Origin of the sequence: Tardibacter chloracetimidivorans (genome assembly GCF_001890385.1) — a bacterium.
Classification (GTDB): domain Bacteria; phylum Pseudomonadota; class Alphaproteobacteria; order Sphingomonadales; family Sphingomonadaceae; genus Tardibacter; species Tardibacter chloracetimidivorans.
On record NZ_CP018221.1, the window covers coordinates 1,934,617 to 1,953,281 of the forward strand.

Genomic DNA, 18,665 nt, shown 5'->3' on the forward strand with positions numbered 1-18,665 from the left:
GCCATGTGCAACGCCGGTGCCGCATCGCTGGTTACGCAGGGTGCGGGTGCGGTAAGCTCGGCAGCAGGCGCGATCTTCGGTGCATCGAGCCAGCGCACAGCACTTGGCCTCCAAGCCCGCTTTGCTGATATCAACGCTGGCATGGCGATGGACGACGCACGCGCCGTTCTCCAGCGCGGCGAGTTCGAGGAACAGCGTTCGCGCCTCCAGACCGCACAGCTCAAATCAAGCCAGCGCGCCACAATGGGCGCAAACGGTGTCGACATGAGCGAAGGCTCACCGCTCGACCGGCTGGTCTCAACCGATTATCTCGGCGAAGTCGACGCCAACACCATCCGCCAGAACGCCGCGCGCGAGGCGGCTGGCTACCGGAGCCGGGCTAGCGGCTACCGCAGCGATGCCATCATGGCGCGCGGCGCGCGCTCCGGCATCAGCCCCTTTCTCTCCGGCGCAACTTCACTGCTTGGCTCGGCGGGCAAGATCGGAAAAGAGTGGTACGCGCTCGATAAGGAAGGCGCATTCGACCGAAAGCCCGGCAGCAAGCGTCTCGGATACAATTTCTCGGGCGCTGACGACCGGGTATTCGGCTGATGGCGCGCGTTCCCACCCAAGATAATTTTCAGGTCGCGCCGTCCGGCCCTACGGGCGCGCGGTTCGATCCTCCCTCGACCGCAGGAATGGACGCGCCAGCGCGCCAGCTCCAGCAGTTCGGACAGGCAACTGAACAGCTCGGTGGTGCAATGGCCGATATCGCCATCGACGCCGCGCGGGAGGCCAACCAGCTCCGTGTGCTCGAAGCGGAAAACGAAGCGCGCCAGGCAATTCTAGATCTGACTTACGATCCGCAGCAGGGCTATACGCAGGCCAAGGGCCGCGATGTCATGTTCCGGGACAGCGGAAAGCCGCTCGCCGACGAATACGACGGCAAGCTGCGCGAACGCTTCGATCAGATAGGCAGCGGCCTTTCAAACGACGCTCAGCGCCAGATGTTCGAACAGCAGGCGATGCGGCTGCGGTCCAGCTTTGCTGCGCAGACCACGCAATATGAGGCGGCAGAATATCGGGGCTATCAGCAGTCAGTCGTCAAGGGCACCGCCGATCTCTCAGTTGAGACCATAGCGCGTAATGCTCGCAACTTCGATGTGATCGACGATGAGCTGAACAACCGGCTCGCACCGAGCATCCATCAGCTCGGGCGGATGCAAGGGCTCTCGGGCAACGAGATCACCGCACTCTCCAATGTCGCCAAGTCCCGCGCGCTTGTCGGCGCGATTTCGTCGGCCATCGATAGCGAGGACATCACCACCGCGTCGGCACTGTTCGACCGCTATGGCAGCGACTTGCAAGAAGCTGACCGGGTGAAGGTCGAAGGGGTCATCCGCCGGGAGACGCAGGGCCGCGTCGTCATGGGCGCGGTCGACGCGGCGATGGGCGATGCGCAGGCCGTGGAAGGCCACGGTATGCCGGTTATCGGTGGGCGCGTGACTTCGCGCTTCGGTGAGAAGCGCGGTAACGAAGTGCACAACGGCGTCGACATAGCGGTGCCGGTCGGCACGCCGGTGCGCGCACCGGCGGGCGGCGAAGTCGTGAAGGTTTGGGAGGACGCCAGCAACGGCAAAGCTGTGCGCATCCGCTTCCCCGATGGCTCCGTCGGCGGGTTCGCACACCTGTCCGACCAGAAAGTGAAGGTCGGCGACAAGGTGGCGGCCGGGCAGGTCTTCGCCCTCTCCGGCAATACGGGCCGCTCGACCGGGCCGCACCTCCATTACAAGCTGGAAAAGGACGGCCGCGCGGTCGATCCGCTCGCGCCTGGCAGCGCCACAACGAAGCCCGCGACGCTGGAGGACGCTTGGGCGCAAACCCGTGCCCGCCTTCCCGCAGATGCGTCGACCGATCTCATCAAAGCAGCCCGCTCGGAGCTCGCCGCGCGGTGGCAGATGAAGGAAGCCTCCGACCGCGACCGCGAAGATAAGGCGATGACAGGTGTTTACACGGCACTTATCCAGAACGGCGGCGACATCGCGGCCCTGCCCGCGCGCGTCCGCGCCGCTATCCCAGCCGACAAATACGATAGCGCGATCAGCTTCGCAAACACGATCCGAACCAGCGGGGACCAGACTGACGAAGTGGCATACGCAACGCTTGCCTCGTCACCGGAGCTGCTTTCTTCGCTTTCCGATAGCCAGTTCCTCTCGCTGCGCCCGAAGCTGTCGCAGAGCGACTTCAAGCATTTCGCCAACCAGCGCGCCGAATTGCGCGGCGGTGGCACGAAAAACGCACCCGGCTCGCTCAACAACGCGGCGATCAAGCGCACCGTCGACACCCGGCTGTCGTCGCTTGGCATCGATCCTTTACCGAAGACCGATGACACAGCCGCGATGGCCCGCGTGGGCGCGGTTCGCCGCTTTGTGAACAACGCAATTGCCGAGGAACAGCAGCGCACCGGCAAACAGATGAACGATGTTGAAGTCGAGCAATTCATCGACCGGCAGTTCACCCGTGCGGTGCCGATGCGCAATTCGCTGTGGGGCACGGCCCAACCGGCCCGCCCACGGTTGAGCCTCGGCGTCGACGAGATCAGCGACGACACCCGCGCGCAGATCGAGGGCACCCTCAAATCGCGCGGCGTGCCGATCACCGACGACAGCATCCTTTCCATGTATTACGCGATGGGGGAATAATTGGCCCGTTCCGCTGACCAAGCCGCCGATCTCCTGTTCGGTTCTCCGGCGCAGGATGCGCGGGCGGCCTCGATGGCAGTTGTCGGCATCAACCCCGACTCTGACGCCGACCTCCAGCGCAAGGCGCAATCTCTCGGTATCCCCATCGAAAGCGCGCGTCGCGACCCGCAAGGCTTCGAGCAACGGGTGCGCGAGACGAACACCGATTGGGATGAGATGGCGCGGACGCGCCCCATAACTACCCGGTTGATGGGCAGCGCCAGTAAGGCAGCAATAGCGCAGGACGACGTTGCCAATATGGCAGAGCTCGAACGTAAGTTCGGCTCGATACGCGCGCAGCGCCAGCCCGAGCCCGGCATCGGGAGCTATATCCGTGGGCTGGCAACATCCACGGTAGAGAGTTTCCGGCAGATACGCGCGGGCATCGGCATGATGGCTGATGACTTGATTGGCGATATGCTTCCCGGATTTACGCCACGCCAGCAGCGAGCGGCGGGTATGCGCACGAGGTCTGAGCTAGACTATTTGCGCTCGGCCGGGCGCACCGAAGCCTCTACTCCCGCATTCGAGAGTGGCACGGCTTCGGCTGTTTACGGGGGGTTGCAGAGCCTTCTTCAAACAGCGCCGTCCGTTGCATTGACGTTCGCCAACCCCGTCCTTGGCCTCACTGCTATGGGGGCGCAGACGCAGGCTCCCGCCTATGCAAAATACCGTTCGCGCGGGGCAACGCCTGGCGAGGCTACGTTGGGTTCAGTTGGCGAAGGCGGCGTTGAGGTTGCGACCGAAATGCTCCCCATGAGCTTTCTGGTTTCACGTTTCGGCAAAGCCGGAGCCGGTGAGTTCCTGACCGGCCTTGTTGGACGCGAGCTCCCCTCCGAACAGGTCGCCACTTTTGTTCAGGATGCCATCGACACGGCAGTTGCCAATCCCGATAAGACGTGGGCAGATTTCTGGCGCGAACGACCGGATGCCGCGTACAACACCGCTGTTGCGACGCTTGTTCAGTCAGGCGTTATGGGCGGGCTACACACCGTCGGGACGCGGTTGCGCAAGAATGAAGCGCGCGCAGCGCAAGCCGAAGCTGACAGGCAGACGATTGCCGATCTCGGGCAGCTCGCTGCTGCATCCAAGGTCCGCCAGCGCGATGCTGCCACCTTTCGCGATTTCATCGAACAGGCCGCCGAGGGCTCGCCGGTCGAAGACATCTATGTCAATCCGCAGACTTTGGGCGAGGTGCTCAACCAGTCCGGTCTCGATGAGACGCAGCAGGCCGCAGCCCTTGAGATGCTCGGCCCGCGTGTAACCGAAGCGATGCAGGCCGGAACCGATGTCCGCATTCCGGTGGCGGATTTCACAACGCTGCTGGCGGGCACCCCCGCAGGCGAGGCGCTGCTCGACCACATCAAGACCGACCCGAACGGCATGACCAAGGCCGAGGCCGACGAGTTCATGTCGTCCAAGGGCGAACAACTCCAGAAGGAAATCGACGACGCGCTCACCGCGCAGTCGCAGGAGACCGAGCGCGAAGCCTCCGCGAATGTCGTGCGCGACCGCGTGCTCGAACAGCTCGGCCAGGCGAACCGCTTCACCCCGGCGGTCAATGAGCGGTACGCGGAACTCCACGGCGCGTTCTACTCGGCGATGGCCGCCCGCCTCGGCACCACCGCCGAGGAACTCTACGAGCGTTTCCCGGTGCGCGTGCAGGCGACAGCACCGACGGGTGATGCGTTGGAGCAGGCGGCTTCGCTCCCGGTGGAGGTACGCGTTCAACAGCAACGAATGTTGGAGGATGCGCGCCGGGTTGCGTCTGCCGCCGGGCTCCCCTTGGATTTTATAGATGACGTGTATGTCGTGGGAAGCCGAGCATCTGGCAAATCGCATGATAACAGCGACTATGATTTCGTTGTGCGTTTCACCGGAGATATCAACAACCCTGCGGTGCTCAAGGGGTGGGATGCGCTCGCGGAACACTTCAAAGATACAGATACGGTGCTCGTTAATGGGCGGCAGCACAAGGCAGACATTTTCGTAACCGATGAGCTTTACAGCGGGCAAGCAGCCGTCGGGTCGCAATCGTTCGCGCAGTCTCCCGCCTGGGTGTCTGGTATTGACGCCGCCCTCTCGGGCAAGCGCACTATCGGCTTCCTCGATATGGGCGGCACGCCGTCTGTGCTCGTCGATATGGGCCTGCCCGCCGCGCCTCTCGTGATCGGACGCGCGAAGATCGCCACTATCAGGGACAAGCACCGCGTTCCGGCCGAGGTGTTCCACAACCTTCCCGAGCTGCTTGCTGATCCGCTTGCCGTGTTCCCATCGGCTGATCCAAACCACGCGAGCACGCTCATTGCGCAACTCGACGCGCGCGACATCGAGGGCAACCCGATAATCGCGGCGATCATGCCGGACACTGGCAAAGGCAACAATGTTGTTCTGAGCGCCTATGGCAAGGAACGACACGGCAGCAAGACCGGCGACGATATCGTTGCGCGTATGATCGCGGCCGAGGAGCGCAAGGGGAACAAGGTTTATAAGCGGGAAGCCTCACCGGGACGTTATTCTGGTCCAATTCCAGACATTAGCCCGGCGAGGCAGAAAAAGCCTATACTCTCGTTGCGGTCGAAAGACAAGCTGGATCAGGAAGCGCGCGGCGCATACAGCCCAAGCACCGACACTATAACGCTACTCGCCAGCGCCGATCTGTCCACTTTCCTCCACGAGAGCGGACATTTCTTCCTCGAAGTTATGCACCGCCTGGCGTCCAGCCCTGATGCGCCGCAGGGTGTGAAGGACGATTTCGGCGGGCTGCTCGACTGGTTCGGCGTTGACGCCGAGACATGGAACGGCATGTCGCTGGAGGAGAAGCGCGAGCATCATGAGAAGTTCGCGCGCGGCTTCGAGGCGTATCTCTATACCGGCAAAGCCCCTGCCGTCCGCTTGCAGAACATCTTCCGCGCCTTCCGCGCGTGGCTCGTTGCGGTCTATCGCCGGGCGGCAAACCTCAACGTCACAGTCTCGCCATCGGTGCGCGGTGTCATGGACCGGATGCTCGCATCTGCTGACGAGATCGCGGAGGCGGAGAACGCCCGGTCAATGATGCCGTTGTTCGAGAACCGCGAACAGTCCGGCATGACCGAGGACCAGTGGCGCGACTATCAGCGCACCGGTGAGCAGGCGACCGCCGAGGCGACCGAAGAGCTCGAAGCCCGCTCGTTGCGCGATATGCGCTGGCTCAACAATGCGCGGGGCCGCGAGGTCAACCGGTTGAAGCGCGAGGCCGACGCAGTGCGCAAAGCGGTGCGCCAGCAGGTCGCTGCCGAAGTTGCGGCGGAACCCGTCTATGCGGCGCGGCTCTACCTGACGCGCGGCCTCATCAACGGTGATAAAGCCGAGGGGCCGCACCGTCTCGCGCTGCCCGAGCTGCCCGAGCTGGAGGCCATGTACGGCGATACACCCGCTTTCCGCTCGATCCGCGACGCGCTCGGCTCCGGCGGCTACGGCATGGTGTCGCGCGAAAACGGCGTCCACCCGGAGCAGGTCGCCGAGCTCTTCGGCTTCTCCTCTGCGGATCACATGATCCGCGAGCTGATGGCGGCCGAGCCGATGAACGAAAAAATTGAGGGTCTGGTCGAGAAGCGCCTGCTCGAAGAGCACGGCGATTTGACCGACCCGCAGAGCATTGACGAAGCCGCCGACCGCGCGATCCACAACGAGGCCCGCGCGCGGTTCGTCGCCGCCGAGCTCTCCGCGTTGTCGCGCGCCTCTGGAAAGCCGAAGACGCTCGCCACAGCGGCGCGGCAGTTTGCGCGCGCCACAATCGACCGGCTGCGTTACCGCGATATCCGGCCTGCTATGTACGAGGCCGCTGCTGCCCGAGCAGCACGCGCCGCGCAGAAAGCTATGGCTGACGGCAATCTCACCGCCGCAGCATCGGAGAAGCGCAACCAGCTCATCAACACCTACGCGGCGCGCGAAGCGATCCGCGCCCGCGAAGATGTCGAGAAGATGGTCGACTATTTCCGCAGGTTCGACCGCCCCGGCGCGGCAAAGTCGATCGATCCGTCATATCTTGAACAAATCCACGGACTGCTCGAAGCCGTGGACCTCAAACGGTCGACGACCCTCCGCGCAATCGACCGCAAGGCGAGCCTCGCCGAGTGGATCGAAAAGCAGCGCGAACTTGGCTTCGAACCGATCATTCCCGACGAGCTTGTCGGCCAGCTCCAGAAGCGCAGCTATAAGGAGATGACGGTCGAGGAGCTTCGCGGCCTGCGCGACGCAATCCAGAACATTGAGCACCTCGGCCGCCTCAAGACCCGGCTGCTCACCGCGAAGAAGGATCGCGATTTCGGCCAGGCGGTTGACCGCGCCGTCAATGCGATCCGAGGAAACGCTGTCACCACGCGCGAGCAGGAGCTCGAACACGGCGGGTGGATCAAATCATTGAAGCGCGGTGCGCTCGACTTCCTCGCCATGCACCGCAAGTTCGCGAGCGTCATCCGACAGATGGACGGTTTCAAGGACGGCGGGCCGCTGTGGGAGCTGTTCATCCGCCCGATGAATGAGGCGGGGGACCGCGAGGCGGCGATGCGCGCCGATGCCACCCGCCGCATTGCCGAAATCCTCAAGCCGCTCTCCGGCTGGACGCAGAAAGAGTTCGTTCCCGCCATCGGCGCATCGCTCTCACTCGAAGGGCGCATGGCGATTGCTCTGAACATGGGCAACAGCATCAACCGCGAGCGCGTGCTCATGGGCGACAAATGGAGCGCCGACCAGCTTGACGCCATCGCCTCGACGCTGACGGCGGAGCAGTGGGGCGTCGTCCAGCAGCTATGGGATTTCGTCAACTCCTATTGGCCGGATGTCGAAACCAAGGAGCGCCGCGTCACGGGCGTCGCCCCGGAGAAGGTCGACGCGGAGCCGCTGCGCGTCACCACGTCCGACGGCCAGACGCTTGACCTGCGCGGCGGCTATTACCCGATCAAGTACGACGCCGAGCGGTCGACGCAGGCCGAAGCCCATGGCATTGCGGAGTTCGTCGCCAACGGGCTTCGCGGCGCGTACACGCGCGCTACCACCCGGCGCGGGCATACCAAAGAGCGTGTAAACACTGTCAAACGTCCCGTGCGGAAAGACCTTGGCGTGTTGACGCAGCATGTCACCGAGGTCGTGCACGATCTAGCGTGGCATGAATATCTGATCGATGCCAACCGGCTGCTGCGCGCCAAGCCCATCGACGGCGCGATCCGCGATCACTACGGCCCGGAAACTTTGCGTGCGTTCCGTAAGGTGCTCGAAGACATGGCCGCCGGTGATGTGCCCGCCGCTAACAGCTTTGAGCGCGGCTTGAACTACCTCCGCACCGGTGTGACGGTAGCGGGCATGGGCTGGAGCGTAACCACGGCGCTGATGCAGCCGCTTGGGCTGTCGCAGTCTATAAAGCGCATCGGCCCCAAATGGGTCGGCCGTGGGCTCTCCCGCTGGCTCGGCGACGCAGCCCGCATGGAGAGCACCCTCACGTGGATACGCGAGCAGAGCCCGTTCATGACGCAGCGCGCGGCCACGCAGCAGCGGGAGATCAGCGAAATCCGCAACACGGTGAGCGACGCCAACCCCTATCGGCGGATGGTGCAGGAGAGCTTCTTCATCTTCATCGCCAAACTCCAGCTCATCGCTGACGTGCCCACATGGGTCGGCCAGTACGAGAAATCTATCGCAGCCGGTGAAGATCACGAGCGCGCGGTTGCGCTCGCCGATCAAGCGGTGCTCGACAGCCAGGGTGGCGGACAGATCAAAGACCTTGCCGGTATCCAGCGCGGCGGGCCGCTCCAGAAATTGTGGACGAACTTCTACAGCTACTTCTCCGTCACCTATAACCTCGCTGCCGAAAGCATCGGCGAGACCCGCCTCGTCGGGCCGAGCCGCCTGCCTCTGCTCGCCGCTGATATGCTGTTGCTTTCGATCCTGCCCGCGACACTCTCCACGCTGATCCTGTCCGCGCTGCGCGGCGACGGCGATGACCCCGAGGAACTGGCCGAAGAGATTATCAAGTCGAACCTCTCCTACATGTTCGGAATGATGGTGGGGCTGCGCGAGATCGGCTCGATTATCCAATCGGACGGCAGGGCGTCGGCTCCGGCGGGCATCATCATGCAGCAGGCCGCCGCCTTCTATAAGCAGGCATCGCAGGGCGAACTCGACGAGGCGTTCTGGAAAGCAACCAACCGTCTCGGTGGCATCCTGTTCCACTATCCGGCGGCGCAAATCCAGCGCACCACCCTCGGGTTCAAGGCCCTGTCGGAAGGCAAGACGCACAACCCGCTGGCGCTTTTGCTCGGCCCACCGCCGAAGAAATAACGGCACAGGCCGCCCGCTTACCTCTTTCCTATTCGGTCATGGTCTTTTGCCATGACGATCACCACGACATCCCGGCAGGCTGGCCCGTTTGCGGGCACTGGAAATGCTGCGGCTCTGCCGTTCGCGTTCAAGGTCTTCGCGGCGAGCGACATCGATGCGCGGAGGACTATCGACGGTGTAGAAGTCGAACTCGTTCAAGGGGTCGACTATACGGTCACCCTGAACGCCGACCAAGATGCGACCCCCGGTGGCATCGTCAACATAGTTGCCTCGGCTTATCCAGTCGGTGCGGATGTCTATATTACTTCCACCGTCGCCGCCACGCAGGGTACGAGCATCACAAGCCAGTCGGCCTTTTATCCCAAGGTCGTCGAGAACGCATTCGATCGTCTCACCATTCTGATCCAGCAGCTCAAAGGTGGCGTTTCGCGCGCGCTATTGCTGCCGATTGGTGAAAACAATCTCGTTCTTCCAACCATTACGAAGCGCGCCGGTAAGTACCTAGGGTTCGGCACAAACGGCGAGTTGCTCGCAATCGACACGTCGGCCACACCGCCGTTCACCGTGGATGATGCAGCGCAGATCAGCAGCGATGTCAGCGTATTGCAAGACATCCTCAATAAGCTCCAGTTCCTCGGTGACGATACCGGATCGGTCACGCGCACGCTCAACTCGGTTCTGGCTGATCGCGTCAGCGTGAAGTCGTTCGGTGCCATTGGCGACGGCGCGCTGCATCCCCTTTCCGAGCGGTTCGGTTCCCTTGCAGCGGCGCAGGCGGTCTATCCGCACGCCACCGCGCTCACCGATAGCATCGATTGGGCGGCCGGTCAGGCCGCGCTCAACACCAACCGGCGTGTCTGGTGGCCGCATGGCGACTACCGGATGAACAAGACGCTCAACGGCGGTTACCATTGCCACCTTGAGGGCGAAGTCGGCGCGGCCCGCACGAAGCTGTACAACACCGCCGGGCTCCCGGTGCTCAAGCACGCAGCGACCAACGAATACAGCACAATCGAGAACCTGACGTTCGACGGCACCGGAGCAACCGGTATCGTCGGCAACAACGGCTACGTCGAATATATCTCTACGCTGACGCTGCGGAACTGCCATTTCACTAAGGATTTGGCCGTCTGCCTCGACGCGAACTTCATTTATCTCCAGGCGCACAACTGCACGTTCGGTTACTTCGGCACGACCGCGCACGCGACACACCGGCACGTAAAATCGATATTCAACGGAGGACTGTTCACCAACCTCAACAAGATGGTGAACTGCAAATTCTTCAACGGCGCGGCCACCGTCGCCTCTATCGAGATCAATGCCGGAACGATGTGGCGCTTCGAAGAGTGTGATTGGACGCTTTGCGGGCGCATCCTGCTGGCGACGAACGTCTCGGGGCTGATCGTAGAGAACTGCTATTCCGAGCAGTGCGCACATTCGGTCTCGCTGTTCGAGCTGGTCACGAACCGCACCCGCGCTGAAATCCGAGGGGGGAGCCATACCAACGGCGGGCACACCGGTGCGTTTGTGAGGTACACCAACGATGCGTCGGTGCTCCTCGATACAGTCGACATTGTACTATCGGCGACCGCCTTCGTCCTGACCAACTCGGGGACAGGGAGCCACAGCCTCGACGGGCGGCGCGCGACGGCCAAGAACTGCCGGTATCAGGGCAACCCGTCAGACCCGCTTGTCGCCAATCTGGACGACGTGCGGGAAGGCGTCTCGCGCACGTGGACCCCGACGCAGAGCGGCTTCACAATCACAGGCACCGTCACGCTCTCCGGTGAGTTTTCGCTGATCGGCAACACGGTGTTCTTCGCCATAAAAGCGACGCCGAGCGGTGGGGGCACGATAGCGAACGGCGCTGCGGGGACAGCATATTTCAACCTCCCGCCGGGGCTCACGCCGCGCGCGCAGACCGCCGCTCCGGGCGTCGATGAGGTGGGCAACACCGGTTTCGGTGCTGGCTTGGTGCACGTGAACGGCCGCTACTACCCCGTCGGTTTCGCGGCGCAGAGCGGCAACATCCTTTTCTCGGGTTTCTATTTCATATGAGGGCGCTTCGATGGACGTTGCTGCGATAATCACTGCTCTTTGCGGCACCCTTCTTCCCATCGGCGGCGGCATAGCCTTTGTATGGAACAAGGTGTCGTCGCGCTTCGAAGCCATCGAAGCAAAGCTCGATGCCTGCGAGCAGCGGGACAAGGCGAACGCAGAACGCCGGGCGGTGCAGGCCACGGCCATTGATCTGATGCTGGACGAGCTCCAGCGCATCGCGCCGATGAGCGCGGTGTTGGCGCATGTGCGCTCACTGGTCGACAAGCTTAAGGCCGACACCCATGAACATTGAGGCCGAGCTCGAAGAGCTGCTCAAGCGGGAGGGCGGTTACGTCAACCACCCGGCGGATCGTGGCGGACCTACCAACTTCGGCATAACGCAGGCCGTAGCTCGCGCCACTGGCTATGCGGGCGATATGCGAAACCTGCCGCGCGAAACCGCTAAGGCGATATACCGCAAGCAGTATTGGACCGCACCGGGCTTCGACCGGATCGACCGCCTGGCTCCCGCCGTCGCGGCCGAGCTGTTCGACACCGGGGTGAACATGGGCACCGGCGTCGCGGCGCGGTTCCTCCAGCGGGCGCTCAACACCTTCTCCGGCGGTCTGGTGGTCGACGGGCAGATCGGGCAGAAGACCCTTGATGCGCTCTCTGCCTTCCTGCTCAAGCGCGGCAACCGGGGGCACCTTAATCTGGTCAAGGTGCTGAACGGCTTTCAGGTCGAACGGTACGCCGAGATCGTCGAGAAGAACCCAAGTCAGCGCGCATTCTTCTACGGCTGGATCGACGCGAGGGTCGCGTGATCGCGCTACCCATCAGCCCCAAACTCATTGGCGTCGGGCTGCTCGTCGCCGCCCTCGGCGTGCAGACATATCGACTGCACGACATGACCGCCAAGCGCGACGCCGCTGTCGCCGCGAAGAAGCTTCAAATTGCGGCATATCGCGAGGCCGCTGTGCGCGTCACGCTGCGCCATCAAGAAGCCGCGCGCCAAACCGAGCAGGAACAGCAAAGGATAAGCACCGATGCGAGCACTGATTATCAGCAGCGCCTTGCTGCTGTGCGCCTGCGGGCCAAAGCCGCAGCCGATACCCGTAGCGCCGGAGCAGCCCATCTGCCCGGCGTTCCCGACGCCACCGGCGGACCTGATGGTGCCGCCTGTCAGGCTGGACTTTCTCCCGCCGACGCGCTGACCGCCACCGAACAGGCGATCCAGCTCGACGCGCTCCAGAAATGGGTGCGCAAGCAACAGGCCGTGGGAAAAGTCGTGGACAAATTAGGGGAATGAAGGGGAACGCAGGGTTATAGAAGCGCGCATTTCCGCGCTTTTCACGCCCCTCGTTTCCCCCTACTACCCCTCGAAACGGGTTCGAGTCCCGTAGGGGTCACCATCGGCGCTTCCCAAGAGGCGCCAGAAGATGCCATAAATGGCTGTTTTCTGCGGGTTTTATGTGGTATAGTGATCCCATTCAGGGCGGCTGGCTACCACTACATACCAGCGTATCGATGGTATATCTGATGGTAGGTCGCCGCTCCCCATGTGGGAGATACCATCATGGCTTTGACCGCCGTAGCCATCAGGAACGCCAAAGGGCGTGCCAAACCTTACAAGCTGAGCGATAGCGACGGCCTGTATCTTCTCGTTTCGCCGAACGGGGCGCGCTACTGGCGGATGAACTATCGCCGCTTCGGCAAGCAAAAGACGCTGTCGTTCGGCGTCTATCCGGACACCGGCCTCGCCGAGGCCCGCGAACAGCGTGACGCAGCCCGCAAAGTTCTGGCGCGCGGGGAAGATCCCGGCGAGCGGATCAAGCTGGACCGCATCGCCGCAACCGTCGCGGCCTCCAACAGCTTCAAGGCCGTCGCAGACGAATGGCTGGAGAAGGTTGAGCGCGAGGGCCGCTCGGCGGTCACCATGAAGAAGCTGCGCTGGCTGCTCGACTTCATCAACACCTCGATCGGCAAGCGCCCTATCGCCTCGATCTCCGCACAGGAGCTGCTGGTGATGCTCCGAAAAATGGAAGGCAAGGGACGCTACGAGACGGCAAAGCGGCTGCGCAGCACATGCAGCCAGATATTTCGCTACGCCATCGCCACGGCGCGCGCCGAGCGCGACGTGGCCGCCGACCTGCGCGGGGCACTCATCGCTCCCCAGCCTGTCCACCGGGCAGCGATCACCGGTGCCGAGGGGGCGGGCGGCTTACTGCGCGCCATCGAAACGTTCGAGGGGCATGTTAATACCAAGGCGGCGCTTCGCCTTTTGCCGCATGTGTTCGTCCGACCGGGCGAGCTGCGCCATGCCGAATGGGCGGACTTCGACTTCGACAAGGCGCTTTGGACGATCCCGAAGCACAAGACCAAGATGCGGCGAGATCACACCATTCCATTGTCCCGGCAAGCGATCGCCATTCTCGAAACGATCGAGCACGACGCGAACTACAGCCGTTACTTGTTCCCTTCCCTGCGTTCCGTCGATCGGCCGATGTCGGAGAATACGATCAATGCCGCGCTTCGGCGCATGGGGTTCGCGCAGGATGAAATGACGGGCCACGGCTTCCGTGCGATGGCTGCCACGCTCCTGAACGAGATGGGCATTTGGCATCCCGATGCGATCGAGCGGCAGCTTGCGCACTGCGACAACAACTCCGTTCGCCGTGCCTATACCCGCGGGGAATATTGGGAGGAGCGCGTGCGCATGATGCAGCACTGGTCCGACCACCTCGATTTCCTGCGCGACGGCGCTAAGGTGATCAAAGGGGAGTTCCGCAAGAGGAAGGCCGGAAAGTAATCCGGCCGGGGGTCAGTCATCGTCTGAGCGATAGGCTTTGGGATCGGCGATCCATCGGTTGACCGCCGATTCGAACCAGCCCGTTCCGCGGGTGCTGATCGGCACCTGACGCGGGAAGGTCCCTTCCTCGATCTTTCGGTAGAGTGTCGAACGGGTCAGGCCGGTGCGGTCGAGCACCGCCTTAAGTCGGATAATTCGGTCGGTGGCGACCATAGGTCAGTCTCCTATTCCATCGGCGGTCTTGGATTTCGGGTGCCTAGTCGCCGCCTCTGCCCTTGCGCGCGCGCCGGAAGGCCGGATCGCTTTCGAGGAAGCTGGCGAGCATGAACGGGATCAGTTCCGCGATGCCTTCCTGCTTGCCGTAGGCGGCCTCGTAAGCTTCGCTGTAGCGCCCAAGATCGGCGTGGAGTTGGGGGCTCAGGAGGATGGTGAGCTTCACCGGCGTTCGATCCGGCAGCCGCGGAAGTTTTATGTCCGCCATCGCTACCGCCCGGCCGTCTCCCAGGGCCGCCCAACTATGATGTCCTTGTGAACGACAATTCTGAGCGGCCAGCCGGGACGCACCCGCAAGGTCGGCTGAATATTGAGGTTGCGCGTGACGAGCTGATCGCCGGCGCGCGCGCCGCTCTGCTGGGCGGACTCGCGTATCGCGCGGACGAGGTCGCTTTCGGTCCTGCCGAACCTGAGTTCGGTGCCAACGCCGAGCAGCGTCGATAGCGCAACGCCCTTCAAGAGCTGCCAGGTATGGCGATCGATCCGGTCCGACAGGCCGGCATAGCCCTGCGTATCGGTGGCCGGCACGTTGTCTATGCGGATAGAAGATCCGTCGGGCAAAATAATCCGCTGCCACACGACCAGCGCCCTGCTCTGCCCGAACGCCACCACGCTGTCATAGCTGCCGATCAGCCGCGATCCTTGCGGAATGAGCAAGGTCCGTCCGGCCACGCTGTCATAGACGTTCTCCGTGACTTGCGCCGTTACAAGGCCGGGGAGATCGGAGTTGAGCCCGGTTATCAGGCTGGCCGCGATGACGCTGCCGGCATGGAGCGTCCACGGCGAAACCGGCTGCGCGAGCGCGTGCGGATTGACGTCGTCGTCGCGTTTGGCGCGGCCGACCAGCTCGTTCTTGCGTTGCTGCCCATTGGGATCGGGATCAGGCGCGGCACGCGCTGGAGTCGCCTCGGGCACTCCGGCGCTGGCGGCATCGGCACCCCGCGCGGCAGAGGCCGCGCGCGCTGTCGCACCGGCGATCTGCAACATCACGCCCGACTCCCGCGCGGCGCGCTGCTCGGCCACGATGCGCTGGCGCTCGGCCTCCGCTTCCTGTGCGGCGCGCTGGGCGGCGTCGGCCGCGGGATCGACCGGCGGCATGGCTGCTCCGGTCTCGCGCTGATGATTGAGGATCGGTCGCCCGAGATCGCCGGGTAACGGCGCCCCTAAGCGCGGCACGTCGCCATAGCTCGCCGGAGCGCCCGCCAAGGCATCGGGCGGTGCCTTCGCCGCGACCTGCCGGTCATCGCCGGAGGCGCCCACGCTGAGGGTGGTGGGTTTCAAGGCGAGCCATGCGACGCCGGCGATCGCGGTTGAGCCGGCGGCCGCAAGCGCAACGATCCCGCCGCGCCGGAATCGGGTCACGCGGCCCGGCGTCGCTCGAAGGACGAGCGTTTCCGGGTCCGACTTCGTGGGCGATGGGGCGGCGGGCGGGACACTCGTATCGGTCACGACGCCCTCCCGGCCCTGCGGCGCGACCGCTGGTCGGACGCGCGCTCGATGCGAACTATCTGCTGACGCTTGCCGCCAAGACGCAGCTCGGCAGAAGCGAACAGGCGGTCCACCACATAGTAGCGGCCGGCGACGCGGTAGTTGACGAGGCTCACTTCGCGGTCTTCGCCGATGACGAACAGCGGAGGCGCCTCGCCGACCGCGATGGATGGGGCGAACTCGATATAGGTCTGCCGCCCGTCGTCGAATGCGCGGACCGGCCGCCAAGACGGCCGGTCGCCGGAAATGGCATAGTTGAAGTTGAGGCTTTCGACCGCAAGGCCGCTGGCGACGGGCTGCGCGGCGATCGCCCCCTCCTGGCTGCGCCGAAGCGCGATCAACTCGTCCTGCGGATAAGTCCAGGAGATCGCCGCCATCGCCGTCGTCGGCGTGCTTTCGAGCTGGATGTGATAGGCGCGCCGGTCGGTGGTGATGAAAAGGTTGGTGCGCAGCCCGGCCGAGAACGGCTTCACCAAGATATGCGTGCGCCGGCTGGTGCCGCTGCCGCTGGTCGTGTCGCCGACGGTCCAGCGCACCGTGTCGCCGGCGGCGACCGATGTGACCGTTTCGCCCGGCTGCAAGGCGATGTCAGTGACGCGCTCTGGCGCCGTAAAGAGCCGATACAGGACACCCTCGCTATAGGGATAGACCTGAACAGCGTTCACGTATCCGGCGCTCGACGGCTCGCGGAGAGCTGCCCGATTGGCGGCGGCAACGCGAGCGGTCGGCGATACCGCTTCGCGGGTCTGCGCGGCAGCGGGAATGGCAAGCGCCAGCACGCTCGCCGACAGGATCGTGGCACGGATCATTGGGCGTTCCTTTCGGGGGTCGGCGCGGCATCGGGCAGCGCAAGATTCGGATCGAGCGGCGAGCCCTGCGGCACCGTCACGGGCGGCTGAGCCACGGGCGGCGCGAATGCTGGCGCGTCGTCGGTTGCGGTCGGTGTTGGCGGCGCGAGGGCGGGCGTTTCCAGCTCGCGGCTCCAGTCGATCGCGTCGACATAGAGGCCGAGCGGATTCTTGCGCAGAATGTCGGCGGACCGGGGCGGCTGGATCTTGACCGTCACCATCGCCGTCCAGCGCGACGTGCTGGCGAGGCTGCCACGCTCATAGGCGCTCTCGGTCCACTTCACCTGAAAGCTGTTGTCCGATGCGCGGACCACGCTCGTGACCTGCACCGACACCGTGCGCCGTCCCACCTCCGCGAACGGATTGGCGGCGCGGGCATATTCGCCGAGGAACAGCGAGCCCCGCTCGGTCGCGAAGTCGTAGGCCGACAGCCAGTTCTCGCGCATCAGCACGGCGTCGAGCGAGCGCGCGCGGATATTGGTGATGAAGCGGCCCAAGTGCCATGCGATCTGCGGGTCGGTCGGCCGATACTCCGCGCTGGCCGGTGTGACCGCCTGCGCCTGCCCGAGCTGATCGACCTCAACGACATAAGGGACGACGCGGCTCTGCATCGACTGCCACACCAAGGCGCCGGAGAGGCTGGTGGTGAGGAATAGCCCGCCAAAAGCCATCAGCCGCCAGTTGCGGGCCTGGACGCGGGCCGAACCGATCCGCTCGTCCCATAGCTGGCCGGCGCGCTGGTATGGCGTCTCCGGTTCGGGCGTTTGCCCATAGCGCTGCAACGCGCGTCTGAATCGCATGACCTACTCCTTTTCCTTGATGTCCGGGGCCGCCGAGGCACCGCCGCGATCGCCACCCTGAATGGTGTGAAGCGCCATCTGCCTGCGATGGCGGGCGTTCTGGCTGGCATGGAGTTTCTGCGCCCATGCCGGCGTGCCTTCGCTGCCACTTGTTGCAGCGGCGGCGCTGCCACCGCTGCCAGCGTTCCAGGCGGCTTGCTGTCCGCGTTCGGCAGCAGCGCGAATACCGAACGCGTTTCGCATCTTGTCGCCGGCGGCGCCCTTCGCGGCGCTCGCCATGCCGCCAATGCCGGCGCGGACAGTGTTGGAGCCCGACGTCTCCTGGCCCAGCTTGTAGGCTGTGGAGGCCGCCGAGCCCATCGACGTGCCGGCGCGGATCGCGCCGAGACCGGCGCCGCCGACGGCACGCGCCGCGCCGACCGCGCCAGCCCCCGCCATTGCGAGGCCGCCGCCGGCGAGCGCTGTGGTGGCGATGACCGACCCGGCGCCAAGCTGAGGTGCGCCAGCGACCAGACCGGACGCAATGGCGGGACCGAAGATCGCGAGTCCGAAAATCGCAAGACTGGCCAGCATCAGCGACACGGCCTGCTCGATCGACACCTCGCCGACAGTCATCGCGCTGGTGAAGTCGGCGAAATAGTTGGAGCCGATGCCGACGATTACGGCGAGCACCATCACCTTGATGCCCGAGCTGACCACGCTGCCGAGCACGCGTTCGGCGACGAACGACGTGCGATTCCACAGCGCGAACGGCACCAGCACGAATCCGGCCAGGCTTGTCAGCTTGAACTCGAGGATCGTGATGAAGAGCTGGATGGCCAGGATGAAGAAGGCGAGGATGACGATGATCCAGGCGATCACCAGCACCGCGATCTCGATGAAATTGTCGAAGAAGGCGATCGGGCCGACCAGCTCCTTGGCCTGTTCGAGCAGCGGCCAGGCCGCCTCGAAGCCGGTTCCGGCGAGGCGGCCGGGCCGAAGCAGGTCGTCGGCGGTGATCGCGCTGCCGCCCGCGGTCAACCCAAGGCCGGCGAAGCTGCGGAAGATGATCTCGGAGAGGGTCGAGAAGCTGTTGAGGATCAGCGCGAAGACGCCGACGTAGAGAATTTTCTTGAGGAACTTGCCGATAACGTCATCTTCGCCGCCGAGCGCCCAGAACAGGCCGGCGAGCGTGATGTCGATGCCGATCAATATGGTGGTCAGGAACGCGACGTCACCGCCCAGCAGACCGAACCCGCTGTCGATGTAAGCGATGAACGCTTCCATGAAGTGATCGATGACGGAGAGGTCGTCCAAAACGAAAATCCTTGTCAGTCAGGGAGGGTGTCGCGGAAGCCGGCGGCCATGAGGGGGAAAGCCCTTCGGCCTCCGC

At 64.1% G+C, this 18,665-nt stretch carries 14 protein-coding genes; 8 read left to right on the top strand and 6 right to left on the bottom strand.

Features of this window, described 5'->3' with window-relative positions:
- Positions 1-3: 3 nt before the first annotated feature.
- The 8 genes from BSL82_RS10185 to BSL82_RS10220 all read left to right on the top strand — a co-directional run bounded on the left by BSL82_RS10185 (position 4) and on the right by BSL82_RS10220 (position 13,884).
- Complete coding sequence (locus BSL82_RS10185) at positions 4-591, top strand: virion core protein, T7 gp14 family (protein WP_072597357.1); 588 nt, start codon at positions 4-6, stop codon at positions 589-591.
- Entirely contained in the window at positions 591-2,681 is a 2,091-nt protein-coding gene (locus BSL82_RS10190) for a peptidoglycan DD-metalloendopeptidase family protein (RefSeq protein ID WP_072597359.1), read from the top strand. Before BSL82_RS10185 ends, BSL82_RS10190 begins: the two co-directional genes overlap by 1 nt.
- Positions 2,682-9,035, top strand: a complete 6,354-nt coding sequence (locus BSL82_RS10195; RefSeq protein WP_072597361.1) for an LPD22 domain-containing protein — start codon at positions 2,682-2,684, stop codon at positions 9,033-9,035.
- 51 nt (positions 9,036-9,086) lie between these two features.
- On the top strand, positions 9,087-11,093 hold the full coding sequence (locus BSL82_RS10200; protein ID WP_072597362.1) for a hypothetical protein: 2,007 nt from the start codon (positions 9,087-9,089) through the stop codon (positions 11,091-11,093).
- A gap of 10 nt (positions 11,094-11,103) precedes the next feature.
- A complete protein-coding gene (locus tag BSL82_RS10205) occupies positions 11,104-11,388 on the top strand; it encodes a hypothetical protein (protein WP_072597364.1) in 285 nt (94 codons plus the stop codon).
- Entirely contained in the window at positions 11,378-11,899 is a 522-nt protein-coding gene (locus BSL82_RS10210; RefSeq protein ID WP_072597366.1) for a glycoside hydrolase family 108 protein, read from the top strand. Before BSL82_RS10205 ends, BSL82_RS10210 begins: the two co-directional genes overlap by 11 nt.
- Positions 11,896-12,384, top strand: coding sequence for a hypothetical protein (locus BSL82_RS10215; protein ID WP_072597368.1), 489 nt, complete (start codon positions 11,896-11,898; stop codon positions 12,382-12,384). Before BSL82_RS10210 ends, BSL82_RS10215 begins: the two co-directional genes overlap by 4 nt.
- A 267-nt stretch (positions 12,385-12,651) precedes the next feature.
- Positions 12,652-13,884 carry a tyrosine-type recombinase/integrase gene (locus tag BSL82_RS10220; protein ID WP_072597370.1) on the top strand — a complete coding sequence of 411 codons (1,233 nt, stop codon included), beginning with the start codon at positions 12,652-12,654 and terminating at the stop codon, positions 13,882-13,884.
- 12 nt (positions 13,885-13,896) lie between these two features.
- Here BSL82_RS10220 and BSL82_RS10225 read toward each other — a convergent pair whose 3' ends face one another.
- From BSL82_RS10225 to trbL, 6 genes are read right to left on the bottom strand one after another with little or no spacing between them, the layout of a single operon-like run.
- Positions 13,897-14,097, bottom strand: a complete 201-nt coding sequence (locus BSL82_RS10225) for a helix-turn-helix transcriptional regulator (protein ID WP_072597372.1) — start codon at positions 14,095-14,097, stop codon at positions 13,897-13,899.
- Positions 14,098-14,140: 43 nt separating this feature from the next.
- On the bottom strand, positions 14,141-14,365 hold the full coding sequence (locus BSL82_RS10230; RefSeq protein WP_072597373.1) for a DUF2274 domain-containing protein: 225 nt from the start codon (positions 14,363-14,365) through the stop codon (positions 14,141-14,143).
- Between the two features lie 2 nt (positions 14,366-14,367).
- Positions 14,368-15,606 carry a TraB/TrbI/VirB10 family type IV secretion system protein gene (locus BSL82_RS10235; protein WP_072597375.1) on the bottom strand — a complete coding sequence of 413 codons (1,239 nt, stop codon included), beginning with the start codon at positions 15,604-15,606 and terminating at the stop codon, positions 14,368-14,370.
- Positions 15,603-16,454 carry a P-type conjugative transfer protein TrbG gene (gene trbG, locus BSL82_RS10240; protein ID WP_072597377.1) on the bottom strand — a complete coding sequence of 284 codons (852 nt, stop codon included), beginning with the start codon at positions 16,452-16,454 and terminating at the stop codon, positions 15,603-15,605. The genes BSL82_RS10235 and trbG overlap by 4 nt, the downstream gene beginning before the upstream one ends.
- Positions 16,451-17,293 carry a conjugal transfer protein TrbF gene (trbF, locus tag BSL82_RS10245; protein ID WP_072597379.1) on the bottom strand — a complete coding sequence of 281 codons (843 nt, stop codon included), beginning with the start codon at positions 17,291-17,293 and terminating at the stop codon, positions 16,451-16,453. Before trbF ends, trbG begins: the two co-directional genes overlap by 4 nt.
- Before the next feature lie 3 nt (positions 17,294-17,296).
- Entirely contained in the window at positions 17,297-18,589 is a 1,293-nt protein-coding gene (trbL, locus tag BSL82_RS10250) for a P-type conjugative transfer protein TrbL (RefSeq protein WP_072597381.1), read from the bottom strand.
- Positions 18,590-18,665 lie beyond the last annotated feature (76 nt).